The organism is Pelistega sp. MC2 (assembly GCF_900099475.1).
Taxonomy (GTDB): Bacteria; Pseudomonadota; Gammaproteobacteria; order Burkholderiales; family Burkholderiaceae_B; genus Taylorella; species Taylorella indica.
The window spans coordinates 241,986-264,066 of record NZ_LT628275.1 but is presented as its reverse complement, the minus strand read 5'-3'; the positions used below and the strand labels follow the sequence as shown (position 1 = coordinate 264,066).

Here is a 22,081-nt window from a genome sequence, read left to right as displayed (position 1 = left end):
GATTGTGGATAGACCTAAGGGTGGCATTAAATCAAAAACCTTAACTTTTGTGCAGGACATATATTCAGGAAATAATCATGAAATATGGTTTGCTCTTTATCGAATTGATGAGCAAATAGATGATTACACCATCTACAATAGGGTTAAACGTGGCAATTTCCGTTTACATCCATCAGCATCGGGTGGTACTTCTTGGGGATGCATTACATTTAGGCACTTAACTCAATTTATGCTTTTTAGGAATGCGTTACTCGCCATTGAAAAGAAAATTACTATCCCCAATGCCAATATTCCAGCTTATGGGACAGTTACTGTTTTTAGTCGTACTAGCTTGAGAAAATGCGATGAAGAAAGTCACTAGATATTTATTAAAATTTTTGATATTTTTTGTGGGCTTCCATATCATCTATTTCTCTATTGTTTACAATTGTCCACTCATCTACTTGACAAACGAACAAGGGGCTGAGCTAAATGAGTTTTTAGTCTCTATGGGCAATCCAGATACAGCGGAAGCCTATTATTTTGTTTTTAATACAATCTTTATTTCCGTTCATGCGATTGTCTCTTTAATCATTTTGTTTGCGTTGTATTATTTGTTTAAGCTCATTCGCTTTCTTATCCGTCGATACTGGAAATAGACCGAATGACTTAAATTTATAGACTGATAGCAATGGAGGACGCTGCACTCATACCTATATATGTCAACAATACCCCCATTTTTCGTCTTGAAACGTAGAATGGGGGTTAACCATTATATTGATTGAGTTTTTGGTTTTGATGTAACCCACTTAACACTAACCTTAGGGCTTTCATGATCATATCATCAAAACCACTTTATTGAACCTACACTAACAAATCAATTGGCAAGCGCTATTTTTTCAAAATGGGCTCTAGCAATGTTTTATTTTCTTGAAGATCTTGCTGAATACGAGCCGCTAATTCATCTGGCGTTGAAGTTTCAATACTTAATCCCAAACCTTTAATTTTTGCTTGAATCTCTGGATCAGCCATCACTTCTTTGATAGTCGCATTCCATTTATCGCGAATATCTGTAGGCAAATCCTTAGGACCCACTAATGCTAACCACGTTGAGTAGTTATAGCCTTTCACGCCTGTTTCTTCAATGGTAGGTACATCAGGTAATGCGTCTGAACGCTTATTTGTCGTTGTGGCTAATGCACGCAATGTCCCTGCTTTTACTTGCTCCAAAATGCTTGGAATCGCCATCGTTGCCATATCCAAATGTCCTGCAATTAAGTCAGTCACTATCAGATTGCCCCCTTTATAAGGGGCATGAGTCATTTTAATACCTGTCTTATTTTCCAATAATACAGTGGCAAGATGTAAAGAGTTACCTACACCAGCAGACCCATAAGTGATTTTATCAGGATTCGCTTTAGCGTCTTTAATCAAATCCTGTAATGTTTTATAAGGTGAGTTAGCAGGCACCGTCACAATTAAGGGCGTAATCACAAGATTGGTGATTGGCGTAAAATCCTTAACAGCATCAAATGGAATATTGTCGTGTAGATAAGGATTAATCGCATGAGTAGACGAAATCATACCAACCGTGTAGCCATCTGGCTTGGCACGAGCGACCTCTTTGGTTCCCGTCATATTTGATGCACCCGCTAAATTATGCACAACCACAGACTGACCAAACTTTTTAGTTAATGCAGGTTCTAACACACGTGCTACGTTATCAAATGCCGATCCTGGCGAGCTTGGCACAATCCACTTAATCGCTTGACTAGGGAATGGTTCATTAGCTGAGCTGACGCCACTAATCATACTCATCATACAGGTGACAGAGCCCAGTAAATACTTTTTAAACATCCTATATATCCTTTTACTGATAAAACAATGTTATCAACATAGCATATTACCTATCTTTCGACTATTGGTAGAGCTACCAATCATAGCCACACTAACGTCTTGTGTTGTTTTCGAATGACAAGCCTACTGAATATGAGCAAATTTATGTGTCTGTAGACTTAGTTGCCAATGAGGGATGAAATTATTAGCCAAATTTTTCGTATCTTTTTGTCTACCCTTCGCTCTTTCATTTAATAAGCCTATAGCCGTGATAGTATCCAAGATGTTCATCTGCCCATCTACCTCTAAAGGAGATAGATAATAGTGTTGTGCGCTTATCTTATTGGCAATCTCTTCACACCACTCAATAAAGGTGTGTACCCTTTGCTCTTTTTCAAGTGGTAATACTCCCTTTTCTGGTGAACCCAACTTATCAGGATCCATCACAATACGCACTTCATCTGCGTGAGAAATACATTCCTTAGCGTACTTTTCTGAATAACAGTATTTAGGGCTCACAGCCACGTATTCTATCTGTAACGGTATTGCATGTAAGGCATTACTCTCAATACACAAATGATAACCTTTTAACTTTAAAGCATCTAACAACTGCTCAATATAGGGATGAATAGTAGGCTCACCACCCGTGATAATAATATTTTTTGCTGTATAGCCATCTATCATGGCAAAAATATCATTTAGAGATTTTAATTCAAACTTCAAATAATCAGTATCACACCACGAACAAGCAAGACTACATTTGCCTAGTCGAATAAAAATTGCGGGCATACCCGTATTAAATCCCTCACCCTGTAAACTTTCAAAGATTTCTACAATACGGTACTGAGGGTGTTGTTCATCAATGGAAAAAGGCTCTGCAAGTTGTTGAGCAGGTTGCAATATATGTTCAGCCGACATTTGGTTCATACTCACTATAGGAAGTAGGTGTTTCCCATAAACGGACTCTGGTAACTGGTAATTGATGTGCCTTGAGTACATGGAAAATATGCTTACTCATGACTTCGGCGGTAGTTCTTTGCTCTAAAGGATATGTCTTCATACTCCATCCTTCAAGCATTTGAGCAATAGAACGCTCTCGTTCATTTAAGCGATTGTATAAAAATGCGTGATCCATTTTATCAATGATTTCTCGCTGTACTATCTTTTTTAAATCCCCAAAATCTAATACCATACCTTCTTTTGGACCACTTTCAATCAACTCACCACTGACTTCCACTTCTAATTTATATGTGTGACCATGTAAGTTTTTGCACTTCCCATCATGACCGTCTAAGAGATGTGAGCTATCAAAGGTAAAAATTTTTACGACTTTCATTTACTATTTACTCTCTAAATATTCTGCCAAACCCTTATTGCGCAATAAGCAACTAGGACACTCCCCACATCCACCTTCAACGCCCATATAACAGGTATGCGTATGCTCTCGCACATACTGCAAACCACCTAATTGGTCGGCTAATGCCCATGTCTGTGCTTTAGTTAAATACATTAAAGGTGTATGAATTTGAAATGGATAATCCATCGCCAAATTAAGGCTAACATTCATGGATTTGATAAACACATCTCGACAATCAGGATAGCCACTAAAATCAGTTTCACACACCCCGACGATAATATGTTTTATCTCTTGAGATTTTGCATAAATAGCCGCATACAGTAGAAATAGTGCATTTCTACCATCAACAAACGTATTTGGCATGCCTTGATCAGTTTGCTCAATATCCGCTTGCTCATCCATCAATGCATTATGCGTAATTTGTTTCATTAGAGACAAATCCAATACGGTTTGCCTCACACCTAAATCTTGGGCAATCCATTTGGCTTTTTCTAACTCAATAGCATGTCTTTGCCCATAAGCAAAAGTAATTACTTGTACGTTTTGTTGCCCATACGTGGCAATCGCCTGTAATAAACAGGTCGTAGAGTCCTGACCACCTGAAAAGATGACCAAGGCTTTTTCTTGAATAGTCATTTGTTTTCCTTAGTTTTGTTTTAGTACTTAACGGTACTGCGTGGGAGGATTTCGAACCACGGCACTTTGTATTATAGCATTTGATGGCAAAATCAAAAGAATGCATTCAACTTATTTAATTAAGTATTATGTTCTTCATTGATTGACTTAATTTTTTGATTTTGTGCTTGATCGCGTAATCGTTCATTCTCAATATGTTTATTAAACATTGGTTTTACCCAATATTTCCACAAAGCCCAATGGGCAACTATTAGTACAACAACTGCTATTGCACCAATGAGATAATAAATTTCCATTCGTATCTCCTTTTAAAACATATTCTATGTATATATCCTAAAAAAAGGGAGTACTTCTGCTCCCTTTTTATATTCTCCAACTTTTTTATTTTGACGTGCAGCTTTTCTGCTTTAGTCACTCAGCTATCCAGAGTAGATTTGAAAATCTGCACGCCGAAAGTACAATATTATCAACTGGCAAAAGGGAGCACTGTACCCCCCTTTTGCTCTACTTTATATGTGGCTTAGAATGAACCAAACATTGTCCCTAAAATAATCACTGTAGCAACTGCTAGCACTGGACCTACAATCGTTACTGCAGCGATATTTAAATAAGACTGACGATGATTTAAACCACAAATAGATAATAACGTAATGATTGCTCCACAATGCGGTAAGGTATCAAAACCTCCTGCTGCAATGACGGCAACTCTATGTAAAAGTTCTGGGCTAATATTATTTTCTGTAGCTAAGCGTAAATAGTCTGCCCCTAATGTTTGTAATGCAATACTTAAGCCACCTGATGAAGAACCCGTAATACCTGCCAAGGCTGACATTGCCACGGCTTCAGAAATTAATGGATTACCTGGTGCAACACCTAACACGAAATTTTTAATAATTGCAAAACCTGCTAAGCTTGCAATCACAGCACCATAACCCACTTCAGACGCCGTATTAAATGCCGGTAACATTGATCCCATAGAACCTTTGTTGATGGTATTTTTTAAATCTTCCCAACGATTCCAAGCGATAACAATTAACCATAAGCATGAAATAATTAATGCAATAATAATAGCCCACATCCCTGTATTTTTAGATGGTACTAAATTTGCAAATTTTCCTGTAACCGCTGAAAAATCCATACCAGGAAAAATAATATAGGTAAACAATGCATTTAAAGCAATAACCAAGACAAGTGACGAAAAGGCTAAGGCTACAGACATAGCATTGTGCTCACTAATATTTTCATGCTCAACACCGTCGTTATGATCACCATAGCCTTCCCCTGCTTGTTTGGCTTTTCTAGCACGGCTTTCTAACCACATCCAACCAAATACAAACATCACTAACGAGCCAATAATACCTAAACCAGGTGCTGCAAAAACGTTAGTATGATAAAAAGGGATAGGAATAGCATTTTGAATGGCTGGCGTTCCGGGCAAAGAGGTCATCGTAAAGGTAAATGCTCCTAGCGCAATTGCCCCTGGAATAATACGTTTAGGAATACCTGCTTTGTAGAACATCACTTTTGCAATAGGATAAATGGCAAACGCGACAACAAATAAAGAAACACCACCGTATGTTAGTGCTGCACAAGCAAGTACGACAGTAAGAATGGCATGTTTAGGACCTAGAATTCTAGTGAACCAATGTGCAATACTAGAGGCAGCGCCAGAATCAGCAATTAACTGACCAAAAAGAGCGCCCAATAAAAACACTGGGAAAAATTTTAATAAATAATTACCTAATCCACCCATAAAGGTTTCAGTATAGATCGGCGCCATAAAAGCAAAGTCACCTGATAATAGCACTGCCAATGCTGCCATTACAGGTGCCAAAATTAATACTGAAACTCCTCTATAGGCAAGATACATCAATAAAACTAACGAAATGATAATAGCTACTGTACTAAGTAACATTTTCCTACTCCTAAATTACACCCTTTTTCCTTTTTGATTGTTACCAAGCTCCTAGCAGGACAGATGTAACAAAAAATAATACGTCTAGAGCTAAGCTTGCCATTATAGGGGGCTTTGATGAGATTTATATGTTTTGAACACAAGAGTTAGTAGTAACCCTAGTATTAGCCTTCTCCAAACTGTTTTACTCGCTGCTGAATTTCTAGTCGTGTAGCTCCTGACCATAATAAGGCATTTAATAATAATCTTGTTTTACGAGGACATAAACCACCAGCCATCATGATGCCCATAGCTTGTAAATCTATTTCCCCACCTTTATAGCCATAAACTGCCTTAGTAGTACTACCAGCCCCTGTTCTAGACGCCATAATCACTGGCATTTTCGCCACTATTGGCGTCAATACGTCACGAACTTTTTCAGACACATGACCGCCACCATAACCGGCTATGACCAAGCCCTGATAGCCTAAATCAGGGATAGCTTGATAAAGTGCGACAGACTCATCCAAAGTGGTCTCAATCAATAATGTTTGTGCTGTAAATTGATCAGGTATATCAAATACAAATCGATTAGGACTAGGTAATCGATACACTATTAATTGATTCTCTTGCAGATAAGCTACTGGACCTATAATAGGTGACGCAAAAGCCCCCACTGAAGTGGTATGAAGTTTCTTTACATAACGTGCTTGGTGAACTTCATCACCCATCACCACCAACGCACCATAATTTTGCATAGCCGGACTAGCCGCCGTTTGAATAGCTGCAAGCAAATTTGCAGGACCATCTGCGCCTGCTTCTGACGGTGAACGCATCGCCCCTGTCAGCACTAATGGTTGGGGGTATGGCCAGTATAAATGCATCAAAAAGGCAGACTCTTCTAAAGTATCTGTCCCCTGAACAAGTACCACTCCATCTGCCCCATCTTCTACCTGTTGTTTTGCCCAACGTAGTGCATTAAAAAGCGTTTCAAAGCGAATCGAACCACTAGCCAAATTAGCTAATGTTTTAAGTGTTAGCTTAATATTTAAATCAGCCAAACCCGGAATGGACTGAGCGAGATCTTCTGCCCCTAAAGTTGAACTAACCCCTGCCGCCCCCTGGTTTGATGTCATGGTGATGGTACCACCTAATGTTCCAATCGCTACTACAGACGTTCTCTTAAACATATACTTTTTCCTTACTAGACTCTAGAGCTTAACCCTTTACGCATATCATAACCAGTCGGTGATTGATAAATTCGGAGCCCAAACTCACTCACCACGGCAAAAATATGGTCAAAAATATCAGCTTGAATAGCCTCATAATTTACCCAAGCAACATCATTGCTAAAGCAATAAATTTCGATAGGAATTCCTTTATCTGTTGGTGCTAATTGGCGAACCATCACCGTCATTCCTTGATGAATCTTAGGATGATTTTTTAAATATCTTTCCAGATAAGCTCGAAATGTACCCAAATTAGTTAAACGACGACCATTCAAGGCCAGGCTCATATCAGCTTCTTGATTCACTCTTTCTAACTCATGCGATTTAGCAATAATATACTCTGACAACAAAGGGCTGCGTGTTAATCGCTGAACCATCTCTTCAGAAATAAAATGTACAGTGCTGGTATCAATCATTACTGATCGCTTGATACGACGACCACCTGATTCACTCATTGATCGCCAATTTTTAAACGAATCCGAAATAAGAGCGTAAGTCGGAATAGTTGTAATCGTATTATCCCAGTTTTTTACCTTAACTGTCGTCAACCCAATATCAATCACTGCACCATCCGCATTGTATTTTCCCATTTCAAGCCAGTCCCCAATACTCAACATATTATTTGCGGATAATTGAATACCTGCTACCAAACCCAAAATAGGATCCTTAAACACCAACATCAGGACTGCTGTCATAGCACCCAATCCAGATAAAAGGATTAATGGTGATTGACCAATCATCAGAGACACAATTCCGATACCAATGCCGATTGATAATAATAATTTAAGCGTCTGTACTAATCCTCGCACAGGAAAATTACCAGCAAAATTACGCTCAAAAGTCCAATGCGTTAAGGTGTTTAATAAAGCAAATGCAATCAATAAAAGATTTAACAAAAACCATACTTGAGCAGCGACAACAATGATTTTCTGTAGTGTTGAAGGGCTCAACCACCATACTGCTAGCTGCTGTAGCGCAATAGCTAGAATCAGATAATTAATATATGTAAATAATCTAGTTTCACTAAGGCCACGCATGAATAAAAGTGATGACTTAGCACATATTGTATACATAATGCGACGTAAAACTAAATACGCAAAATAAAAGATAACTACACAACTAATAAGAATCCCTAGCAAAGCTAGTCCCTCGGCTAGGTATTCTGGATAAAAATCAACTTGTTTCGAAAGTAACCACTCTTGTATCTGTTTCTGCATTAACCCTCCACTGGCGTTCTCATTGTCACAAACTCTTCAGCAGCTGTTGGATGAATGCCAATTGTATTATCAAAAATAGCCTTTGTAGCTCCTGCTTTTAATGCCACAGCAAAACCTTGAATGATTTCACCAGCATCATCACCTACCATATGAATACCAACTACTTTATCACTAGCCTTATCCACAATCATTTTCATCAGAGTACGCTCCGTTTTACCTGTTAAAGTATGTTTAAGTGCTTTAAACTCTGATTTAAAAATTAAAACTTCACCGTACTGCTCACGAGCTTGCTCTTCCGTTAAACCAACTGTTGCCGCATTAGGTGTGGTAAAAATCGCGGTAGGAATATTGTCATAACTCATCTGACGCTTTTTATCGCCAAACAAATAATCCACTACTGTCATTGCTTCTCCTAAAGCAACAGGAGTCAACTCTAAATGGCCGACTACATCACCTAAGGCATAAATCGATTCAACTGAGGTAGTGTAATTTTTATCCACCTCAATTTGACCTTTTTTATTCGTTTTTACGCCAACAGCATCCAAATTTAACCCTTTCGTATTTGGTACACGCCCTGTTGCATAAAGCACCTGATCAACCTCTTCTGTCTGACCATCTTTTAGTGTCACTAAGAGACCATTCGCTGTTTTTTCAATTTTTGCTACATCACTATTTACACGAATATCCACACCATGTTTAATCATTTCCTGACTTAAGAAATCACGCAAGTCCTCATCAAAACCACGTAAGATTTTTTCGGAACGATAGAGCTGAATAACCTTTGCGCCTAAACCATTAAAAATAGAGGCAAATTCACTTGCAATATAACCACCGCCAACGACAAGCAGGCGTTTAGGGAATACTGGCAAATCAAAAATCTCATTGGATGTTATGACTAACTCTTTACCAGAAACATCTGGCACTGATGGCCAGCCACCAGTAGCGATAAGAATGTTTTTAGCTGTATATGTTTTATCACCTACTTTAACGGTATTTTTATCAACTAAAGAACCTCTTCCCTCAATTAGCACAACACCAGAATTTTTCAGTAAATTGGCATATACACCATTTAAGCGTTTAATTTCAATCGCTCGATTTTTTTTCAATAATTCCCAATCAAGGCTTGACTCCACATGAGACCAACCATAACCTTCTGAAGAACTAAAATGAGCAGGAAAGCTAGAGGCATAACTATATAATTTTTTAGGAATACACCCTAAATTTACGCAAGTTCCTCCTAATGGCGCATCTTCGACTACTGCCACTTTGACACCTTTGGCAGCAGCCATACGTGCAGCACGAACACCACCACTACCAGCACCAATCACAAATAAATCAAAATCCATGGCTAACCTCACAAAAAATATTACTTATTGGATAACAATAGCATATAGTACTTAGCACTGTTGGCGTATAAATATCAATACAGCCCTAGCAACTATTTCTCAAACACATATGTAATCTATTGCCTTTTCTTAATATGTCCATTTTATGCTATTTTTACGGCTTATAAAAAAGCCAAATCAGATTTGTTCTGATTTGGCTTTGATTAGTGGCAAATCTCTTTTTTGATCTTAGCTTGCTAGCTTTTAAATCAATAATTTACACGCCACCAATAAGTTATTTCGCAAGATCTAGAGCTGCGCTTTCACCTGATTCGTAAATCACATTAGAGCGACCAACGATAAGTGGGTCAATCTTACCGATACTATTAATGTTTTTGTTTTTGTAATTAAACTTATGTAATACATAGCGTAGTGCATTTAAGCGCGCACGCTTCTTACAATTTGACTTCACTACAGTCCATGGTGCATCACTAGTATCTGTGTGGAAGAACATCGCTTCTTTTGCTTTTGTATAGTCTTCCCATTTATCAAGAGAGGCCATATCAATAGGAGAAAGTTTCCATTGTTTCAATGGATGATTTTTACGTTCACGGAAACGACGTCTTTGTTCATCACGACTTACTGAGAACCAGAATTTAATTAATACGATACCACTACGTACAAGATTACGCTCAAACTCAGGTGCTTGACGCATAAATTCTTGGTATTGAGCATCAGTACAGAAACCCATCACACGCTCTACACCAGCACGGTTGTACCAAGAACGGTCAAATAAAACGATTTCACCTTTTGTAGGTAAGTGTTGTACATAGCGTTGGAAATACCATTGACCAGCCTCCATCTCTGTAGGTTTTTGTAAAGCTACTACACGAGCAAAACGTGGATTTAAGTGCTCCATAAAACGCTTAATCGTACCACCCTTACCTGCCGCATCACGTCCTTCGAATAGGATAACAATACGAGAACCTGTCTCTTGAACCCATTGCTGTAATTTTAATAATTCAACTTGTAGATTGTATTTTTGAAATTCATAATTGCGGCGAGACATTAAATAACGGTAAGGATAAACACCTTCTTCTTGCCAGTTTTCGACTAACTCTGCATCAGGATTAGATACTTTTTCACGGCTTAATTTATCTTTTTCTTCTTTTAATAATTTAAATAATTCTTTACGATCGTCTTCAGAAATACCCTCTAACAAACTGCGTACTGCTGAAAGCTTATCTTCACCCTTTTCAAGTGCATCTGCTATTGCTGCACCTTCAGCGTCAATACGAGAACGGACTCTATCTTTTACAACATTAGAACGAGTTTGTCTTCTTGTAGTTCCCGACATAGTATCTCCCTCAGATACTTTACGAGTCGTTTTTTTTGCTGTTACCATCTTATTTCCTTCTACCATTCTGAAAAAATAAAAAACACTACGCTAGCTCAAAACCCCGTCTAGCGCTAAAACATAAAATCCTTTATACAGTACATATTTTACTCCTCTTTAGAGGGTAAAATTAGGTTTTCTTTTGATATGACCATAAAATAAAGAAGGTTTTTACCATTCTTAAACATTAAGAGATTTTGCATGATTAAAAATACACTAACTATTGCTGGCGTTGATCCTTCTGGTGGAGCAGGCATTCTTGCTGATATCAAAACAATGAGTGCATTAGGGACTTATGCCACTGCCATTATTGCTGCCCTAACCGCCCAAAACACACAAACAGTAAGCGCTGTTGAACCTGTATCCCCAGCCTTTATTGCTCAACAAATTGATACTTTATTTGATGATGTTCGTATTGATGGGGTCAAAATTGGCATGCTTGGTCAAGCATCCGTCATTCGTGTGGTTGCCGATAAACTTGAAAAATACAAACCACCTTTTATTGTTCTTGACCCTGTCATGGTAGCCAAAAGTCAGGCAAGACTATTAGAAAAAGAAGCCGTCTCTGCACTAATCAATGAACTGATTATTCAGTCCCATATGATTACACCAAACCTACCCGAAGCCGCTGATATTCTTCAGCTAGGCTCATCACCAGAAACTATCAAAGAAATGTATCGTGTCGCAGAGAAATTACATGCATTATTACCCACCAAAGATGAGCGCTGGGTGCTTCTTAAAGGAGGGCATTTACCTGGTAATGACACCATTGATTTACTATTTAATGGTGACAAGATGCTAGAAATTGAACATCAAAAAATTCACACCAAAAATACGCATGGAACGGGTTGTTCATTGTCTTCCGCTATCTGTGCATTACAGGCAAGATTCAATAATGTGCCAGAAGCAACTCGTCAGGCAATTGAATATGTTCACCAGTCTATTTTGCATGCAGATAGCCTATCCGTAGGAAGCGGTCATGGACCAATCCATCATTTCCATGCATTGTGGTCACGCTAAGGTTTGAAATTTGCTAAAATAGCTAATTAATTTATCAGCTTATTTTGTGAGTGTTTTATGAGCATTTCGCCATCTCAATTAGAAAAAGCTCGTTTTAATATGATCGAGCAACAAATCCGTCCCGCAGGCATTCTTGATGAAAAAGTTCTTAATGCATTGATGGGATTATCTCGCGATGCTTTTGTGACTGATAAGTACAAAAGTGTGGCCTATACCGATACGGAAATCCCTATCGATGTTGAAGGCACACAAGCTCATGAAACGATGCTAGTCCCTCGTTTAGAAGCTCGCTTTGCTGAAGCCTTACAATTAAAACCGACTGATACCGTCCTAGAAATCGGCACAGGTAGTGGCTTTCAGGCCGCACTACTCAGTCGCTTATGTACTCAGGTCACTTCCATAGAAATTGACCCCGCTATTGCTGCATTCGCCAAATCAAATCTTGAGCGTAATCATATTGCAAACGTTAACGTAAAAGTAGGTGATGGGAGAAATGGCTGGGGATCCGTAGAATATAATGCTATCGTCTTTACAGGATCACTACCTACTCTTCCAGACGCCTTAAAATATAAGCTTACTGAAGGTGGTCGCCTATTAATCGTTGTTGGAACAGGCACCGTTATGTCATTAATCCGAATTACGCGACAAAGTGCCTCTCACTTTGTCGAAGAGTTCTTAGAAGAAACTGTGATTAAACCTCTTAACGGTGCTGTCGCTTCACGTTTTAAATTCTAAATCATCATATTTAGTTTTAAAAACGGATTAGTAGCATCAATAAATAACCCTAACAATGGATATTCATATATCGCCTGTTAGGGTTTTATAATGCTCAAAAGACTTCGCTTATTTTTGTTCACCTGTTTTAATCTTGTTCACTAATGCCGTTGTAGATCGTTCATGTTGAAAATCAATAGCAACCGCCTTACCTCCCCAAGATTTCACCAAGGCTGTTTCCGCTAATTTTTCCATATCATAATCTCCACCTTTAACAATAATATCTGGACGGAGCTTCTCAATCAGCTGATAAGGCGCATCTTCATCAAAAAAAGTGACTGCTTGCGTACTCTGCAAGGCCGCCAATAAGGCTTGCCTATCCTGCATGGTATTAAAAGGACGATCTGCTGCCTTACCTAAGCGTTTGACAGAGGCATCTGTATTCACTGCTACAACTAGGCTTGCACCTAAATTGGCAGCTTGTTCAAGGTAGGTAACGTGTCCACGATGTAAAATATCAAAAACACCATTGGTAAACACTAAGGGGCGTGGTAAATCGCCTGATTGTATTTTTGCCACTACTTCATCTGGGCTTAATATTTTGTCTTCAAAACGCATCTTTTTATACTTCAAAAATAAGATATAACGCCAAACCAAACGCTGATAAAGAAATCACAGCCATCAAGCAACTAATTAACTTACGTGAAGCCTGTTCTTTTTTTATTTCTTGTAAAACCTTTAATATTTCAGCGGATTGATCCTCTCTAGATAAATTTTGTTCTACCAAGCGTGGAATAGCGGGTAAAATCATTGACCATTGTGAAGCTTCTTTTTTCACTTGTCTAACTAAACCTTTAGGACCAACTCTTTCCCACATCCATTTTTCTAAAAATGGCTTTGCTGTCTGCCATAAATCAAGATTAGGATCTAACTCACGTCCCATTCCTTCTATATTTAACAAGGTTTTTTGTAATAATACTAACTGGGGTTGAATTTCAACATTAAACCTTCTTGACGTTTGAAATAAGCGCATTAATACTTGACCAAGGCTAATTTCTGATAGAGGACGATCGAAATGAGGTTCACATACAGTACGAACCGCCGCCTCAAGTTGCTCCTCTCGTGTATCAGCTGGTACCCAACCAGACTCAATATGTAATTGAGCCACACGCCGATAATCTCGTTGGAAAAAGGCTAAAAAGTTCTGTGCCAAATAGTTTTTATCAAACTCAGATAAAGAGCCAACAATACCAAAATCCACAGCAATATATTGCCCAAAAGTATTTTCATTAAGTGATACTAGGATATTACCCGGATGCATATCAGCATGAAAAAAGCCATCTTCAAACACTTGTGTGAAAAAGATCTCCACCCCCATCCGTGCTAGTTTCTCTATATCCACGCCCTTTTCTCTCAATAACTCTACACGATTGATAGGGATACCTTCCATCCACTCCATGGTAAAAACATCTTGAGTCGAATACTCCCAAAATACCTCTGGTACTAACAATAACCCCTTTCTCTCTGGGCGATTAAAGTTACGTCGTAATTGACTACAATTAGCCGCTTCGACTTGTAAATCCAGTTCGTCATGTAAATATTGATCGAATTCAGCAACCACCTCTTTAGGCTTTAATCGTTTACCATCGGGAATATAACGCTGAACAATAGCGGCAAACGCCCTCATTAAGGCTAAGTCCTTTTCAATCACCTTGAGCATACCGGGTCTAAGTACTTTAACCGCTACTTTTTGACCATTAAATAAATAAGCGACATGTACTTGTGCCACTGATGCAGAAGCATGGGGCTCTAGTGCAAATTGAGCAAAAATCTCATTAATTGGTTTACCCAATGACTTCTCTATCATCGCAACCGCTTGTTCAGAAGAGAATGGAGGCACCTTATCCTGTAATAATGCTAATTCATCTGCAATATCATGTGGTACAACATCACGTCTTGTTGATAGTACCTGTCCAAACTTCACAAAAATAGGACCCAATTCTTCCAACGCTTCTCGCAAGCGTTGGCCTCGGGGCTGTTTATACGTTCGTCCTAAACGGGTAACCTTAATTAAAAAAGTGGCAATGGGATGACGAATATTCTCAAGAATAAGCTCGTCTAAGCCATAACGCCAACAAATAAAGGTAATGCGTATTAACCGTAAAAATCTCATTTACACCTTCTGTAATCTGTGGATGCGTTGCTCAAGCTTTGTAAGGGATTGTTGTAAGGCAACGATATCTTGCTGTAATACTTGTACAACAGGTTTTTGTACAATCACATGATAATCTTGGCTAAGAAAGTCTTTCGTTTTTTCTAAACCTTTTTCGCTAACAAACTCACTTGTTTGTTTGATTTTTTTAAATCCATTAAGCAAAATACTTGCCATAAAAGGACCAACTGTTTGAATTAATTCTGCTTCTATATCCCAACGTAAATTTAAGGCTAGTTCTGAGACTAATTTCGCTAAACCGGCATCCCCCTCAATATGCAACAAAGAAGCCAAACGATCCATATCCGCTTTTTCTTGTAAAGCCTTAGGCAGCTCTTTCAAAGCATCATCTGTAATGGTTAAAGTAACATTAGCCGAATCTGCTGTCTGCCACCATTGCACAGTGCCATCATCGGCTATCTTTAACAACAAACTCCAGCTTGAAATATTCAATTTCACTATCTTGCCAGCGTGATTTTTTATTTTCTGTTTTGCCCAATCTTCTCGTTTAAGTAAGGCATTGAAGGCATTCACGAAGACTTGCTGTGGTTTCATAAAAATGGGGGGGAACATGATATCTATCAAAAAATGTAATAGGCTTTAGTTTAACAAAAATCCCCGACTAACAAAGAGTAATCGGGGATGTGGGTGCGTATTTAAATACAATCGTTAGTTATTAAAACTATTAGCTAAATTGTTGGATACCTGCTAATAACCAACCACTATTTGCAGTTTTATATAAATTCCAAACCTCTTCAAAACGTGTTGTTGCTTCACCCACATTTTCTCGCACCATACCAGAGAAACGAACACTAGCTAAATGACCATCTCCTTGAGTATCATGAATTTTTTCAATCCCCAAGAGTTCAGCATTTAATAACACTATTTCTGTTTTTCCTCCTGCATTTGCTTGGATACTAGGTGTTAATTCACGCAATAAATCATCTGTTAAATATTGCTGTAATTGTGCAATATTTCCTTGATCAGATAATGCCTGAATCGCCACATATTGCTTTTTAGCTTCTTGTAAAAATGACACCTTATCAAAATCAGCAGGGATAAACCAATTATTATCTTGACCTTGTTTGTCAGTAGCTGGGGCAGGAGCAACTGGCGATCCAAATGTGGCAGAGGATGAATTAACGCCTGAATTTGGATTGACTGGATGACTACGTTCAAACGAGTTTTTGTAAGTATTGTTTGCACTAGTATTGGCACTGGCACCAGCAGTCTGGGGCGCACCACGTAAACGACGCAATACAAACATTACCCCAAATACAACCAAGCCAATCAATACTAGGCTAGACATAAATTCAAGGAAAGCACCACTTAGCCCTAGGCTAGACAATAACGCGGCGATACCAAGACCTGCCGCAATACCCGCAATAGGCCCTAAGAATCGAGAAAAACCTGTTTTAGGTCGAGCCGCCGCGGTCGCTGCACCACTAGTAGCGCTAGGACTCATTTGATTTGGACGCGCTGCAGGAGCAACTGGAGCACTTGTTGATGGTGTTCTCATAATATTACTCGACTGACGACCAAAACTAGAACCACCACCCATACGACGTGCTTCGGCATCATCAGCCACGCCTAGCATGGCAACAGACGCAATCACAACTAATGCGGCTGATAAAAAACGGGGAAGTTTACCTTTCATAAGCATCCTTAAAATACGTTAATTTCAATTAAGTGTAGCATAAATTGCTTTCAACTCAACACAAATTGATGCATTTTAAAATATGGGTATTTCAATTAATATCAAGACCACTCCATACCCCTTTCTTATACCTTCTTACAAAAGAGCAACCTCCTAGCGTAATTTAATCCCTTCGTGTAAAGCCGTAATACCCGCTGTTAAATTATGATAATTTACTCGCTCAAAACCTACATCACGCATCATTTGAGCAAGTGTCTCTTGATCTGGATGCATACGTATAGATTCAGCTAAATAGCGGTAGCTATCCTCATCATTAGCAACTTTTTTACCTAACCATGGCAAGATATTAAACGAATACCAGTCATAAGCCGGCTCAAGTGGTTTATAAATACGCGAAAACTCTAATACGAGCAATTTACCACCTGGTTTTAACACTCTTAACATCTCGGCCAATGCTTTGTCTTTATGGGTCATGTTACGCAAACCAAAAGCCACAGTGACAATATCGAAATAATTATCAGGAAAAGGCAATGCTTCTGCATCACAGACAACGCTAGGCACACTAAAGCCTTTATCAATCAGGCGATCCCGACCAACACTCAGCATCGACTCATTAATATCTGTATGCCAAACTTCACCCGTTTTACCCACCTTCTTGGCAAAAGCCATTGTCAAATCGCCTGTCCCTGCAGCAATATCCAATACCTTCATGCCTGGACGTACATTTGACTTCCCTATCGTGAACAATTTCCAAATTCGATGTAAACCAACCGACATAAAATCATTCATTACATCGTAGCGAGAAGCAACCGAGTGGAATACTCCGGCCACTTTATTTGCTTTTTCGACTTCTTTTACCGTCTGAAAACCAAAATGGGTTGTTTCTTGGTCTGTCGTTTTATTTTCATTACTCATAATTTATTCACATGTTAAACTGTCACAAACATGACACAAAATGGATTTAAGATGACGTAATTGCTGTTTTAGCCAGCAAGAAGTGGTATATCTTAAGTTGTACCATTCCATTAATCTATTTTTTCTATTTTACCTTATTATGGCAAGTACTATTCTCGTTGTTGAAGATGAACCAGCAATTCAGGAACTAATCGCTGTTAACTTAACCTTCTCTGGGCACAAAGTATTGCGTGCACTTGATGCAGAACAAGCCAAAATATTAATTAATGCAGAATTACCAGACTTAATTTTATTGGATTGGATGCTACCAAGCACTTCAGGATTAACATTGGCGAAAACTTTACGCCAAGATGAGAGAACACGCGACATTCCCATTATTATGCTCACAGCAAAAAATACAGAAGAAGACAAAGTAGAAGGACTAGAAAACGGTGCGGATGATTACATTACAAAACCATTTTCACCAAAAGAACTTCTAGCTCGTATTAAAGCTGTACTGCGTCGCCGTTCTCCTCAATTAACAGATGATGAAATTTCCGTTGCTGGCTTACATTTGGACCCAGTTGCCCATCGTGTCACAGGCAATGGAACTTCTCTTTCTTTAGGACCTACTGAATTTCGTATGTTGCATTTCTTTATGACACATGCTGAACGTGTTTTCACACGAGGTCAATTACTTGATCATGTTTGGGGTGATCATGTGTTCTTAGAGGAAAGAACAGTAGATGTACACATCCGTCGCCTACGTAAAGCGTTGGAGCCTAGTGGGCACCATCACTTAATTGAAACGGTTAGAGGAAGCGGTTATCGTTTCACAACAAAACTTCCCGCTTGATGTATGCATTGGTTTAGGTCCATTTCAATTTTGCTCTTTGGCTTTTTATTTGCCTTATTGATTCAGCACCTACTAGAAGGGTTCTCGGGTCTTATTACCATGGCAATCTTTCTTGCCATATATATATATATTGATTATCGTTATTTTGATAAAACACTGAAATGGGCTGATGACATTAATCAACCACCCCCTGTATATGTAGGAAAATATGATGAAATTGTAACTCCTACCTATAAAGCTTTACGTCACAAAACACTAACCATTCAACAAATTACACAACTAAATCAAAATATTTTGTGGGCAGCAAATGCATTTCCAGCTGCGGTTTTAATTTTAGATAAAAACTTCATCATTCAATGGTGCAATAGAAATGCAAAAACACTCCTTGGCATAGACTCTAAAAAAGATATCGGCTATAAAATTTTTAACCTTATCCGTTGGCCTGAGTTTTATCAATATGCTTATAAAGGTGATTGGCAAAAACCCTATACAACTTATGATGAACGAGATGGACGTCTCTATCATTTAAAATTTGAATTTACCCGTTATAGTACAGATAATATATTATTACTCTGCTTTGATAATACACAACTAGAATCATTACGAACCACTCAACAAGACTTTGTTGCTAATGTTTCTCATGAGCTACGAACACCATTAACAGTATTAACAGGGTTTCTTGAAACACTACGTGATTTACCTCCGGAGGCTATCAGCCCCGAACAACGTGTTCATTATGAAGACCTAATGCACGAACAAGCTGAACGTATGTTGGCTATCGTGACCGATTTACTCACATTATCAACTCTCGAGTCAACTAAACTTGCTAACCAACAATCTGTACCGATTGCAAGCCTTATTGAACAAGCGAAGCGCCAAACTGAAGTCTTATCAAAAGGTCAACATCAGTTAAGTTGGTCAATTAACCCAACACTCTCTGTGAGCGGAAATGCACACGAACTCAGCTCAGCCATTACTAATTTGTTAACAAATGCTGTAAGATATACACCAGCTAATGGTCAAATTGAGGTTTTTTGGGGACTGGCTGAAGATGGGCAAGCTATCTTTAGTGTCAAAGACTCTGGGCTTGGTATCGCACCTAGTGATATTTCTAGAATCACAGAACGTTTTTATCGTGTAGACAAGAGTCGTTCTCGTGCCTCTGGGGGAACAGGGCTTGGCCTGGCAATTACCAAACATATTGCAATTCGCCATAATGCCAAACTGATGATTAAAAGTAAACTAAATAAAGGTAGTACTTTTAGCTTAATATTCCCTAAAGAAAATATTACCTCACTATGATTCCTACTGACTTGTCTTATACCTTTGATAATGAAGGTGATAACGCCCTTATTATCCGTTTAAGTCGTAATCAGCCATTTGAAATGCCTGATATCCTTCTTAACAAGGCTGCCATTCTCTTAGCCCAAAAATTTAATTTACTGAGAGAACAACAAAAACTACCCGGTATTTTAGAAGCCATCCCTACTTTTAGCACCGTGGGTATTTATTATGATCTAGACCGCATTAATTCACAATTTTTGCCACGCCTAAAAGACAAAACCTCTGAATTATGGGCAAATGTTTTAACTGAATTATCTAAAAATGATAGTGATACCGGCAAACTAGTAGAAATTCCCATTTGTTACGACTTAGAATATGGGATTGATTTAATAGAACTATCCGCACAACTCAACCTTAGTATCGAAGAAATCATTCAATTGCATTCACAGTCACCCGTACGAGTTTTTATGCTGGGTTTTTCTCCTGGGCTACCGTATTTAGGGCTATTTGATAAAAAGCTAAATATTCCTCGTCGTCCTACACCAAGAACAAAATTACCAGCAGGGTCAATTGCAATCGCTAATCGACAATGTGTTATTTATCCTTATGAAACGCCTGGAGGATGGCATATTGTCGGCGCCACACCACTAACACTTTTTAATCCTAATCGACAACCCAAAACACTGTATCAAGCAGGTGACTTGGTTCAATTTAAATCTATCTCAAAAGAAGAATTTCTACATCTTAAACATATATGAGCATTCTCGTACAAAAACCCGGGTTATTAAGTACATTCCAAGACGGTGGCCGATGGGGATATCAGTCTTTAGGTGTCAATGTCTCTGGCATAATGGATCCAAGCGCCTTCCGATTAGCTAATATATTGGTGGGCAATGATGCACAACAAACTTGCTTAGAAATGACGGTTTTAGGCGCAAGTTTATTATTTGAACACCATGCTTGCATTGCCTTGACCGGTGCTTTCTTGAACCCTCATATTGATGACTCTCCTATTCAAAACAACCACGCCTATTTCATTAAAGCAGGACAAACTCTTCACTTCAAAACGGGTGCTACAACCACAGGAGCAAGAACGTACTTAGCCATTTTTGGCGGTTTTAACTTACCCAACGTCATGCATAGTCATAGCACAGACTTAAAATCTAAACTAGGTGGGCTAAACGGGCAAGCACTAAAAAAACAAGATCGGATTACCCTTAATGGTACTTTTGCTGATACTCATATTCCTCTTTTAAAAGAACGGATTAATTCTCAGCGTATTTATTTAAGTTCAGGGCTTGGTTTGCAAAAAAGAGCATCGATCCGTGTTCTCACTGGAGTTCATTTTGATCTATTCTCACCAGAAAGCCAGCAACAATTTCTTCATCAATCATTTAAAATCAGCCCTCAGTCAGATCGCATGGGCTATCGTTTACAAGGTCAGACACTGAATTTGACTAAACCTTTACAAATTTTCTCAGAGCCAAGTAATTTTGGTACGATTCAAGTCCCTCCTGACGGTAACCCCATTATTCTAATGGCTGATAGGCAAAGCACTGGAGGCTATCCAAAAATTGCCAATGTCATTACGGCTGACCTAGGCTATTTAGCACAGTCTCTACCCGGAGAGCAGATTCACTTTACCCTTACAACATTGGAAGAGGCTCAGCAAAGTTGGTTTGAACGCTTAAAACGATTTGAACAACTAAAACAACAACTTCATGATACAGTAAAGACTTTACATCAGTATTTTAGTCATTTTTAAGGATTATTTTATGGGCATTGATTTGAACTGTGATATGGGGGAAAGCTTTGGTGCGTGGAAAATGGGCAATGATGCCGAAATCATGCCGTACATTCACTCAGCCAATATTGCCTGTGGTTTTCATGCTGGTGATGCACATACGATGCGCAAGACTGTTGCATTAGCTATTCAACACAATGTTAAGATTGGTGCCCACCCTGGTTTTAATGACTTAGCCGGATTTGGTCGTAGAAATATTCCTATCACTCCCGATCAAGCTTATGACTTAGTCGTCGTACAAGTTGGTGCCTTGGCAGCTGTCGCTAAATCACAAGGAACTCACTTACATCACGTGAAGGCTCATGGTGCACTATACAATATGTCTGCTAATGATGAGGGACTTTCTAAAGCAATTGCTCAAGCGGTGTATGATGTAGATAACTCATTAGTTTTCTTTGCACTCGCCAATAGTAAACTCTCTGCTATTGCTCAACAACTTGGACTTTCTGTCAAGCAAGAGGTCTTTGCTGATAGAAGTTACCAAGATAATGGCTTATTAACCCCAAGAACACAAGCTGGTGCAATGATTACCGATGAGGAACAATCCATAGAGCAAGTATTGAATATGGTTAAGCATGGTTTTGTGATAAGTCAATCTGGCAAAAAAATACCTATTCAAGCAGATACCTTATGTATTCACGGTGATCAACCAAATGCATTACCTTTCGCCAAACGTATACATCAAACATTAAGTGAGCAAGGATTACTTTAATACGTTTTTGAATAAAACTTGAGCCTTCCAACTAGCTGATCTCGCAGCGATATCTAAGG

At 38.7% G+C, this 22,081-nt stretch carries 23 protein-coding genes and 1 riboswitch; of the genes, 8 read left to right on the top strand and 15 right to left on the bottom strand.

Features of this window, described 5'->3' with window-relative positions:
• Nucleotides 1-4: 4 nt before the first annotated feature.
• Nucleotides 5-361, top strand: a complete 357-nt coding sequence (locus tag BQ4443_RS06810) for a tlde1 domain-containing protein (protein WP_052019456.1) — start codon at nt 5-7, stop codon at nt 359-361.
• A gap of 509 nt (nt 362-870) precedes the next feature.
• Here BQ4443_RS06810 and BQ4443_RS06800 read toward each other — a convergent pair.
• The 10 genes from BQ4443_RS06800 to ppk2 all read right to left on the bottom strand — a co-directional run bounded on the left by BQ4443_RS06800 (nt 871) and on the right by ppk2 (nt 10,878).
• Nucleotides 871-1,836, bottom strand: coding sequence for a Bug family tripartite tricarboxylate transporter substrate binding protein (locus BQ4443_RS06800; protein ID WP_023952351.1), 966 nt, complete (start codon nt 1,834-1,836; stop codon nt 871-873).
• Between the two features lie 123 nt (nt 1,837-1,959).
• Nucleotides 1,960-2,742, bottom strand: a complete 783-nt coding sequence (locus tag BQ4443_RS06795) for a 7-carboxy-7-deazaguanine synthase QueE (protein ID WP_256330933.1) — start codon at nt 2,740-2,742, stop codon at nt 1,960-1,962.
• Complete coding sequence (queD, locus tag BQ4443_RS06790; RefSeq protein WP_023952355.1) at nt 2,723-3,151, bottom strand: 6-carboxytetrahydropterin synthase QueD; 429 nt, start codon at nt 3,149-3,151, stop codon at nt 2,723-2,725. The genes BQ4443_RS06795 and queD overlap by 20 nt, the downstream gene beginning before the upstream one ends.
• A gap of 3 nt (nt 3,152-3,154) precedes the next feature.
• Entirely contained in the window at nt 3,155-3,808 is a 654-nt protein-coding gene (gene queC, locus BQ4443_RS06785; protein WP_023952357.1) for a 7-cyano-7-deazaguanine synthase QueC, read from the bottom strand.
• Between the two features lie 3 nt (nt 3,809-3,811).
• A riboswitch (PreQ1 riboswitch) is annotated at nt 3,812-3,874 on the bottom strand.
• A gap of 53 nt (nt 3,875-3,927) precedes the next feature.
• Nucleotides 3,928-4,104 (bottom strand): hypothetical protein, encoded by a 177-nt coding sequence (locus BQ4443_RS12435; protein ID WP_176752459.1) that lies wholly within the window; start codon nt 4,102-4,104, stop codon nt 3,928-3,930.
• Between the two features lie 224 nt (nt 4,105-4,328).
• Complete coding sequence (locus BQ4443_RS06780) at nt 4,329-5,723, bottom strand: GntP family permease (RefSeq protein WP_071058452.1); 1,395 nt, start codon at nt 5,721-5,723, stop codon at nt 4,329-4,331.
• Between the two features lie 164 nt (nt 5,724-5,887).
• A complete protein-coding gene (locus BQ4443_RS06775) occupies nt 5,888-6,892 on the bottom strand; it encodes an asparaginase (RefSeq protein ID WP_071058451.1) in 1,005 nt (334 codons plus the stop codon).
• A 14-nt stretch (nt 6,893-6,906) separates the two neighbouring features.
• Nucleotides 6,907-8,148 (bottom strand): mechanosensitive ion channel family protein, encoded by a 1,242-nt coding sequence (locus BQ4443_RS06770; protein ID WP_071058450.1) that lies wholly within the window; start codon nt 8,146-8,148, stop codon nt 6,907-6,909.
• Nucleotides 8,148-9,494 (bottom strand): glutathione-disulfide reductase, encoded by a 1,347-nt coding sequence (gene gorA, locus BQ4443_RS06765; protein ID WP_071058449.1) that lies wholly within the window; start codon nt 9,492-9,494, stop codon nt 8,148-8,150. The genes BQ4443_RS06770 and gorA overlap by 1 nt, the downstream gene beginning before the upstream one ends.
• A 274-nt stretch (nt 9,495-9,768) precedes the next feature.
• The gene (ppk2, locus tag BQ4443_RS06760) at nt 9,769-10,878 is read right to left on the bottom strand and encodes a polyphosphate kinase 2 (RefSeq protein WP_176752458.1); all 1,110 of its coding nucleotides are present in this window, start codon (nt 10,876-10,878) and stop codon (nt 9,769-9,771) included.
• Nucleotides 10,879-11,070: 192 nt separating this feature from the next.
• Between ppk2 and thiD the strand changes: the two genes are divergently transcribed.
• Nucleotides 11,071-11,889, top strand: a complete 819-nt coding sequence (thiD, locus tag BQ4443_RS06755) for a bifunctional hydroxymethylpyrimidine kinase/phosphomethylpyrimidine kinase (RefSeq protein ID WP_023952371.1) — start codon at nt 11,071-11,073, stop codon at nt 11,887-11,889.
• Between the two features lie 57 nt (nt 11,890-11,946).
• Complete coding sequence (locus tag BQ4443_RS06750) at nt 11,947-12,624, top strand: protein-L-isoaspartate O-methyltransferase family protein (RefSeq protein ID WP_071058447.1); 678 nt, start codon at nt 11,947-11,949, stop codon at nt 12,622-12,624.
• A 108-nt stretch (nt 12,625-12,732) separates the two neighbouring features.
• On the opposite strand, the gene rfaE2 is transcribed toward BQ4443_RS06750, so the two are convergent.
• From rfaE2 to ubiE, 5 genes are all read right to left on the bottom strand, one after another.
• Nucleotides 12,733-13,221, bottom strand: coding sequence for a D-glycero-beta-D-manno-heptose 1-phosphate adenylyltransferase (gene rfaE2, locus BQ4443_RS06745; RefSeq protein ID WP_071058446.1), 489 nt, complete (start codon nt 13,219-13,221; stop codon nt 12,733-12,735).
• Nucleotides 13,222-13,225: 4 nt separating this feature from the next.
• Nucleotides 13,226-14,776 carry a ubiquinone biosynthesis regulatory protein kinase UbiB gene (gene ubiB, locus BQ4443_RS06740; protein ID WP_071058445.1) on the bottom strand — a complete coding sequence of 517 codons (1,551 nt, stop codon included), beginning with the start codon at nt 14,774-14,776 and terminating at the stop codon, nt 13,226-13,228.
• On the bottom strand, nt 14,777-15,388 hold the full coding sequence (locus tag BQ4443_RS06735) for a ubiquinone biosynthesis accessory factor UbiJ (RefSeq protein WP_083331891.1): 612 nt from the start codon (nt 15,386-15,388) through the stop codon (nt 14,777-14,779). It lies immediately after the preceding gene.
• A 112-nt stretch (nt 15,389-15,500) separates the two neighbouring features.
• On the bottom strand, nt 15,501-16,472 hold the full coding sequence (locus BQ4443_RS06730) for a Tim44 domain-containing protein (protein WP_071058443.1): 972 nt from the start codon (nt 16,470-16,472) through the stop codon (nt 15,501-15,503).
• A gap of 153 nt (nt 16,473-16,625) precedes the next feature.
• Entirely contained in the window at nt 16,626-17,387 is a 762-nt protein-coding gene (ubiE, locus tag BQ4443_RS06725; protein WP_023952379.1) for a bifunctional demethylmenaquinone methyltransferase/2-methoxy-6-polyprenyl-1,4-benzoquinol methylase UbiE, read from the bottom strand.
• Nucleotides 17,388-17,526: 139 nt separating this feature from the next.
• Here ubiE and phoB point away from each other — a divergent pair, with 139 nt between their 5' ends.
• The 5 genes from phoB to BQ4443_RS06700 all read left to right on the top strand — a co-directional run bounded on the left by phoB (nt 17,527) and on the right by BQ4443_RS06700 (nt 22,022).
• A complete protein-coding gene (phoB, locus tag BQ4443_RS06720; protein ID WP_071058442.1) occupies nt 17,527-18,222 on the top strand; it encodes a phosphate regulon transcriptional regulator PhoB in 696 nt (231 codons plus the stop codon).
• A gap of 99 nt (nt 18,223-18,321) precedes the next feature.
• A complete protein-coding gene (gene phoR, locus BQ4443_RS06715; RefSeq protein WP_256330931.1) occupies nt 18,322-19,524 on the top strand; it encodes a phosphate regulon sensor histidine kinase PhoR in 1,203 nt (400 codons plus the stop codon).
• On the top strand, nt 19,521-20,264 hold the full coding sequence (gene pxpB, locus BQ4443_RS06710; RefSeq protein ID WP_071058440.1) for a 5-oxoprolinase subunit PxpB: 744 nt from the start codon (nt 19,521-19,523) through the stop codon (nt 20,262-20,264). The genes phoR and pxpB overlap by 4 nt, the downstream gene beginning before the upstream one ends.
• On the top strand, nt 20,261-21,271 hold the full coding sequence (locus BQ4443_RS06705; protein WP_071058439.1) for a 5-oxoprolinase subunit C family protein: 1,011 nt from the start codon (nt 20,261-20,263) through the stop codon (nt 21,269-21,271). The genes pxpB and BQ4443_RS06705 overlap by 4 nt, the downstream gene beginning before the upstream one ends.
• A gap of 10 nt (nt 21,272-21,281) precedes the next feature.
• Nucleotides 21,282-22,022: a 5-oxoprolinase subunit PxpA gene (locus tag BQ4443_RS06700; RefSeq protein WP_071058438.1), complete on the top strand. Its 741-nt coding sequence runs from the start codon at nt 21,282-21,284 to the stop codon at nt 22,020-22,022.
• Nucleotides 22,023-22,081: the final 59 nt, after the last annotated feature.

Coding starts and splice junctions, on each gene's coding strand:
- BQ4443_RS06770 (WP_071058450.1), bottom strand. CDS start 8,148: ATGCAGAAACAGATACAAGAGTGGTTACTTTCGAAACAAGTTGATTTT.
- BQ4443_RS06705 (WP_071058439.1), top strand. CDS start 20,261: ATGAGCATTCTCGTACAAAAACCCGGGTTATTAAGTACATTCCAAGAC.
- rfaE2 (WP_071058446.1), bottom strand. CDS start 13,221: ATGCGTTTTGAAGACAAAATATTAAGCCCAGATGAAGTAGTGGCAAAA.
- BQ4443_RS06775 (WP_071058451.1), bottom strand. CDS start 6,892: ATGTTTAAGAGAACGTCTGTAGTAGCGATTGGAACATTAGGTGGTACC.
- ubiB (WP_071058445.1), bottom strand. CDS start 14,776: ATGAGATTTTTACGGTTAATACGCATTACCTTTATTTGTTGGCGTTAT.
- BQ4443_RS06750 (WP_071058447.1), top strand. CDS start 11,947: ATGAGCATTTCGCCATCTCAATTAGAAAAAGCTCGTTTTAATATGATC.
- BQ4443_RS06800 (WP_023952351.1), bottom strand. CDS start 1,836: ATGTTTAAAAAGTATTTACTGGGCTCTGTCACCTGTATGATGAGTATG.
- thiD (WP_023952371.1), top strand. CDS start 11,071: ATGATTAAAAATACACTAACTATTGCTGGCGTTGATCCTTCTGGTGGA.
- BQ4443_RS12435 (WP_176752459.1), bottom strand. CDS start 4,104: ATGGAAATTTATTATCTCATTGGTGCAATAGCAGTTGTTGTACTAATA.
- ppk2 (WP_176752458.1), bottom strand. CDS start 10,878: ATGGTAACAGCAAAAAAAACGACTCGTAAAGTATCTGAGGGAGATACT.
- queD (WP_023952355.1), bottom strand. CDS start 3,151: ATGAAAGTCGTAAAAATTTTTACCTTTGATAGCTCACATCTCTTAGAC.
- phoR (WP_256330931.1), top strand. CDS start 18,322: ATGGCAATCTTTCTTGCCATATATATATATATTGATTATCGTTATTTT.
- BQ4443_RS06700 (WP_071058438.1), top strand. CDS start 21,282: ATGGGCATTGATTTGAACTGTGATATGGGGGAAAGCTTTGGTGCGTGG.
- ubiE (WP_023952379.1), bottom strand. CDS start 17,387: ATGAGTAATGAAAATAAAACGACAGACCAAGAAACAACCCATTTTGGT.
- BQ4443_RS06795 (WP_256330933.1), bottom strand. CDS start 2,742: ATGAACCAAATGTCGGCTGAACATATATTGCAACCTGCTCAACAACTT.
- pxpB (WP_071058440.1), top strand. CDS start 19,521: ATGATTCCTACTGACTTGTCTTATACCTTTGATAATGAAGGTGATAAC.
- queC (WP_023952357.1), bottom strand. CDS start 3,808: ATGACTATTCAAGAAAAAGCCTTGGTCATCTTTTCAGGTGGTCAGGAC.
- phoB (WP_071058442.1), top strand. CDS start 17,527: ATGGCAAGTACTATTCTCGTTGTTGAAGATGAACCAGCAATTCAGGAA.
- BQ4443_RS06730 (WP_071058443.1), bottom strand. CDS start 16,472: ATGAAAGGTAAACTTCCCCGTTTTTTATCAGCCGCATTAGTTGTGATT.
- BQ4443_RS06735 (WP_083331891.1), bottom strand. CDS start 15,388: ATGTTCCCCCCCATTTTTATGAAACCACAGCAAGTCTTCGTGAATGCC.
- gorA (WP_071058449.1), bottom strand. CDS start 9,494: ATGGATTTTGATTTATTTGTGATTGGTGCTGGTAGTGGTGGTGTTCGT.
- BQ4443_RS06780 (WP_071058452.1), bottom strand. CDS start 5,723: ATGTTACTTAGTACAGTAGCTATTATCATTTCGTTAGTTTTATTGATG.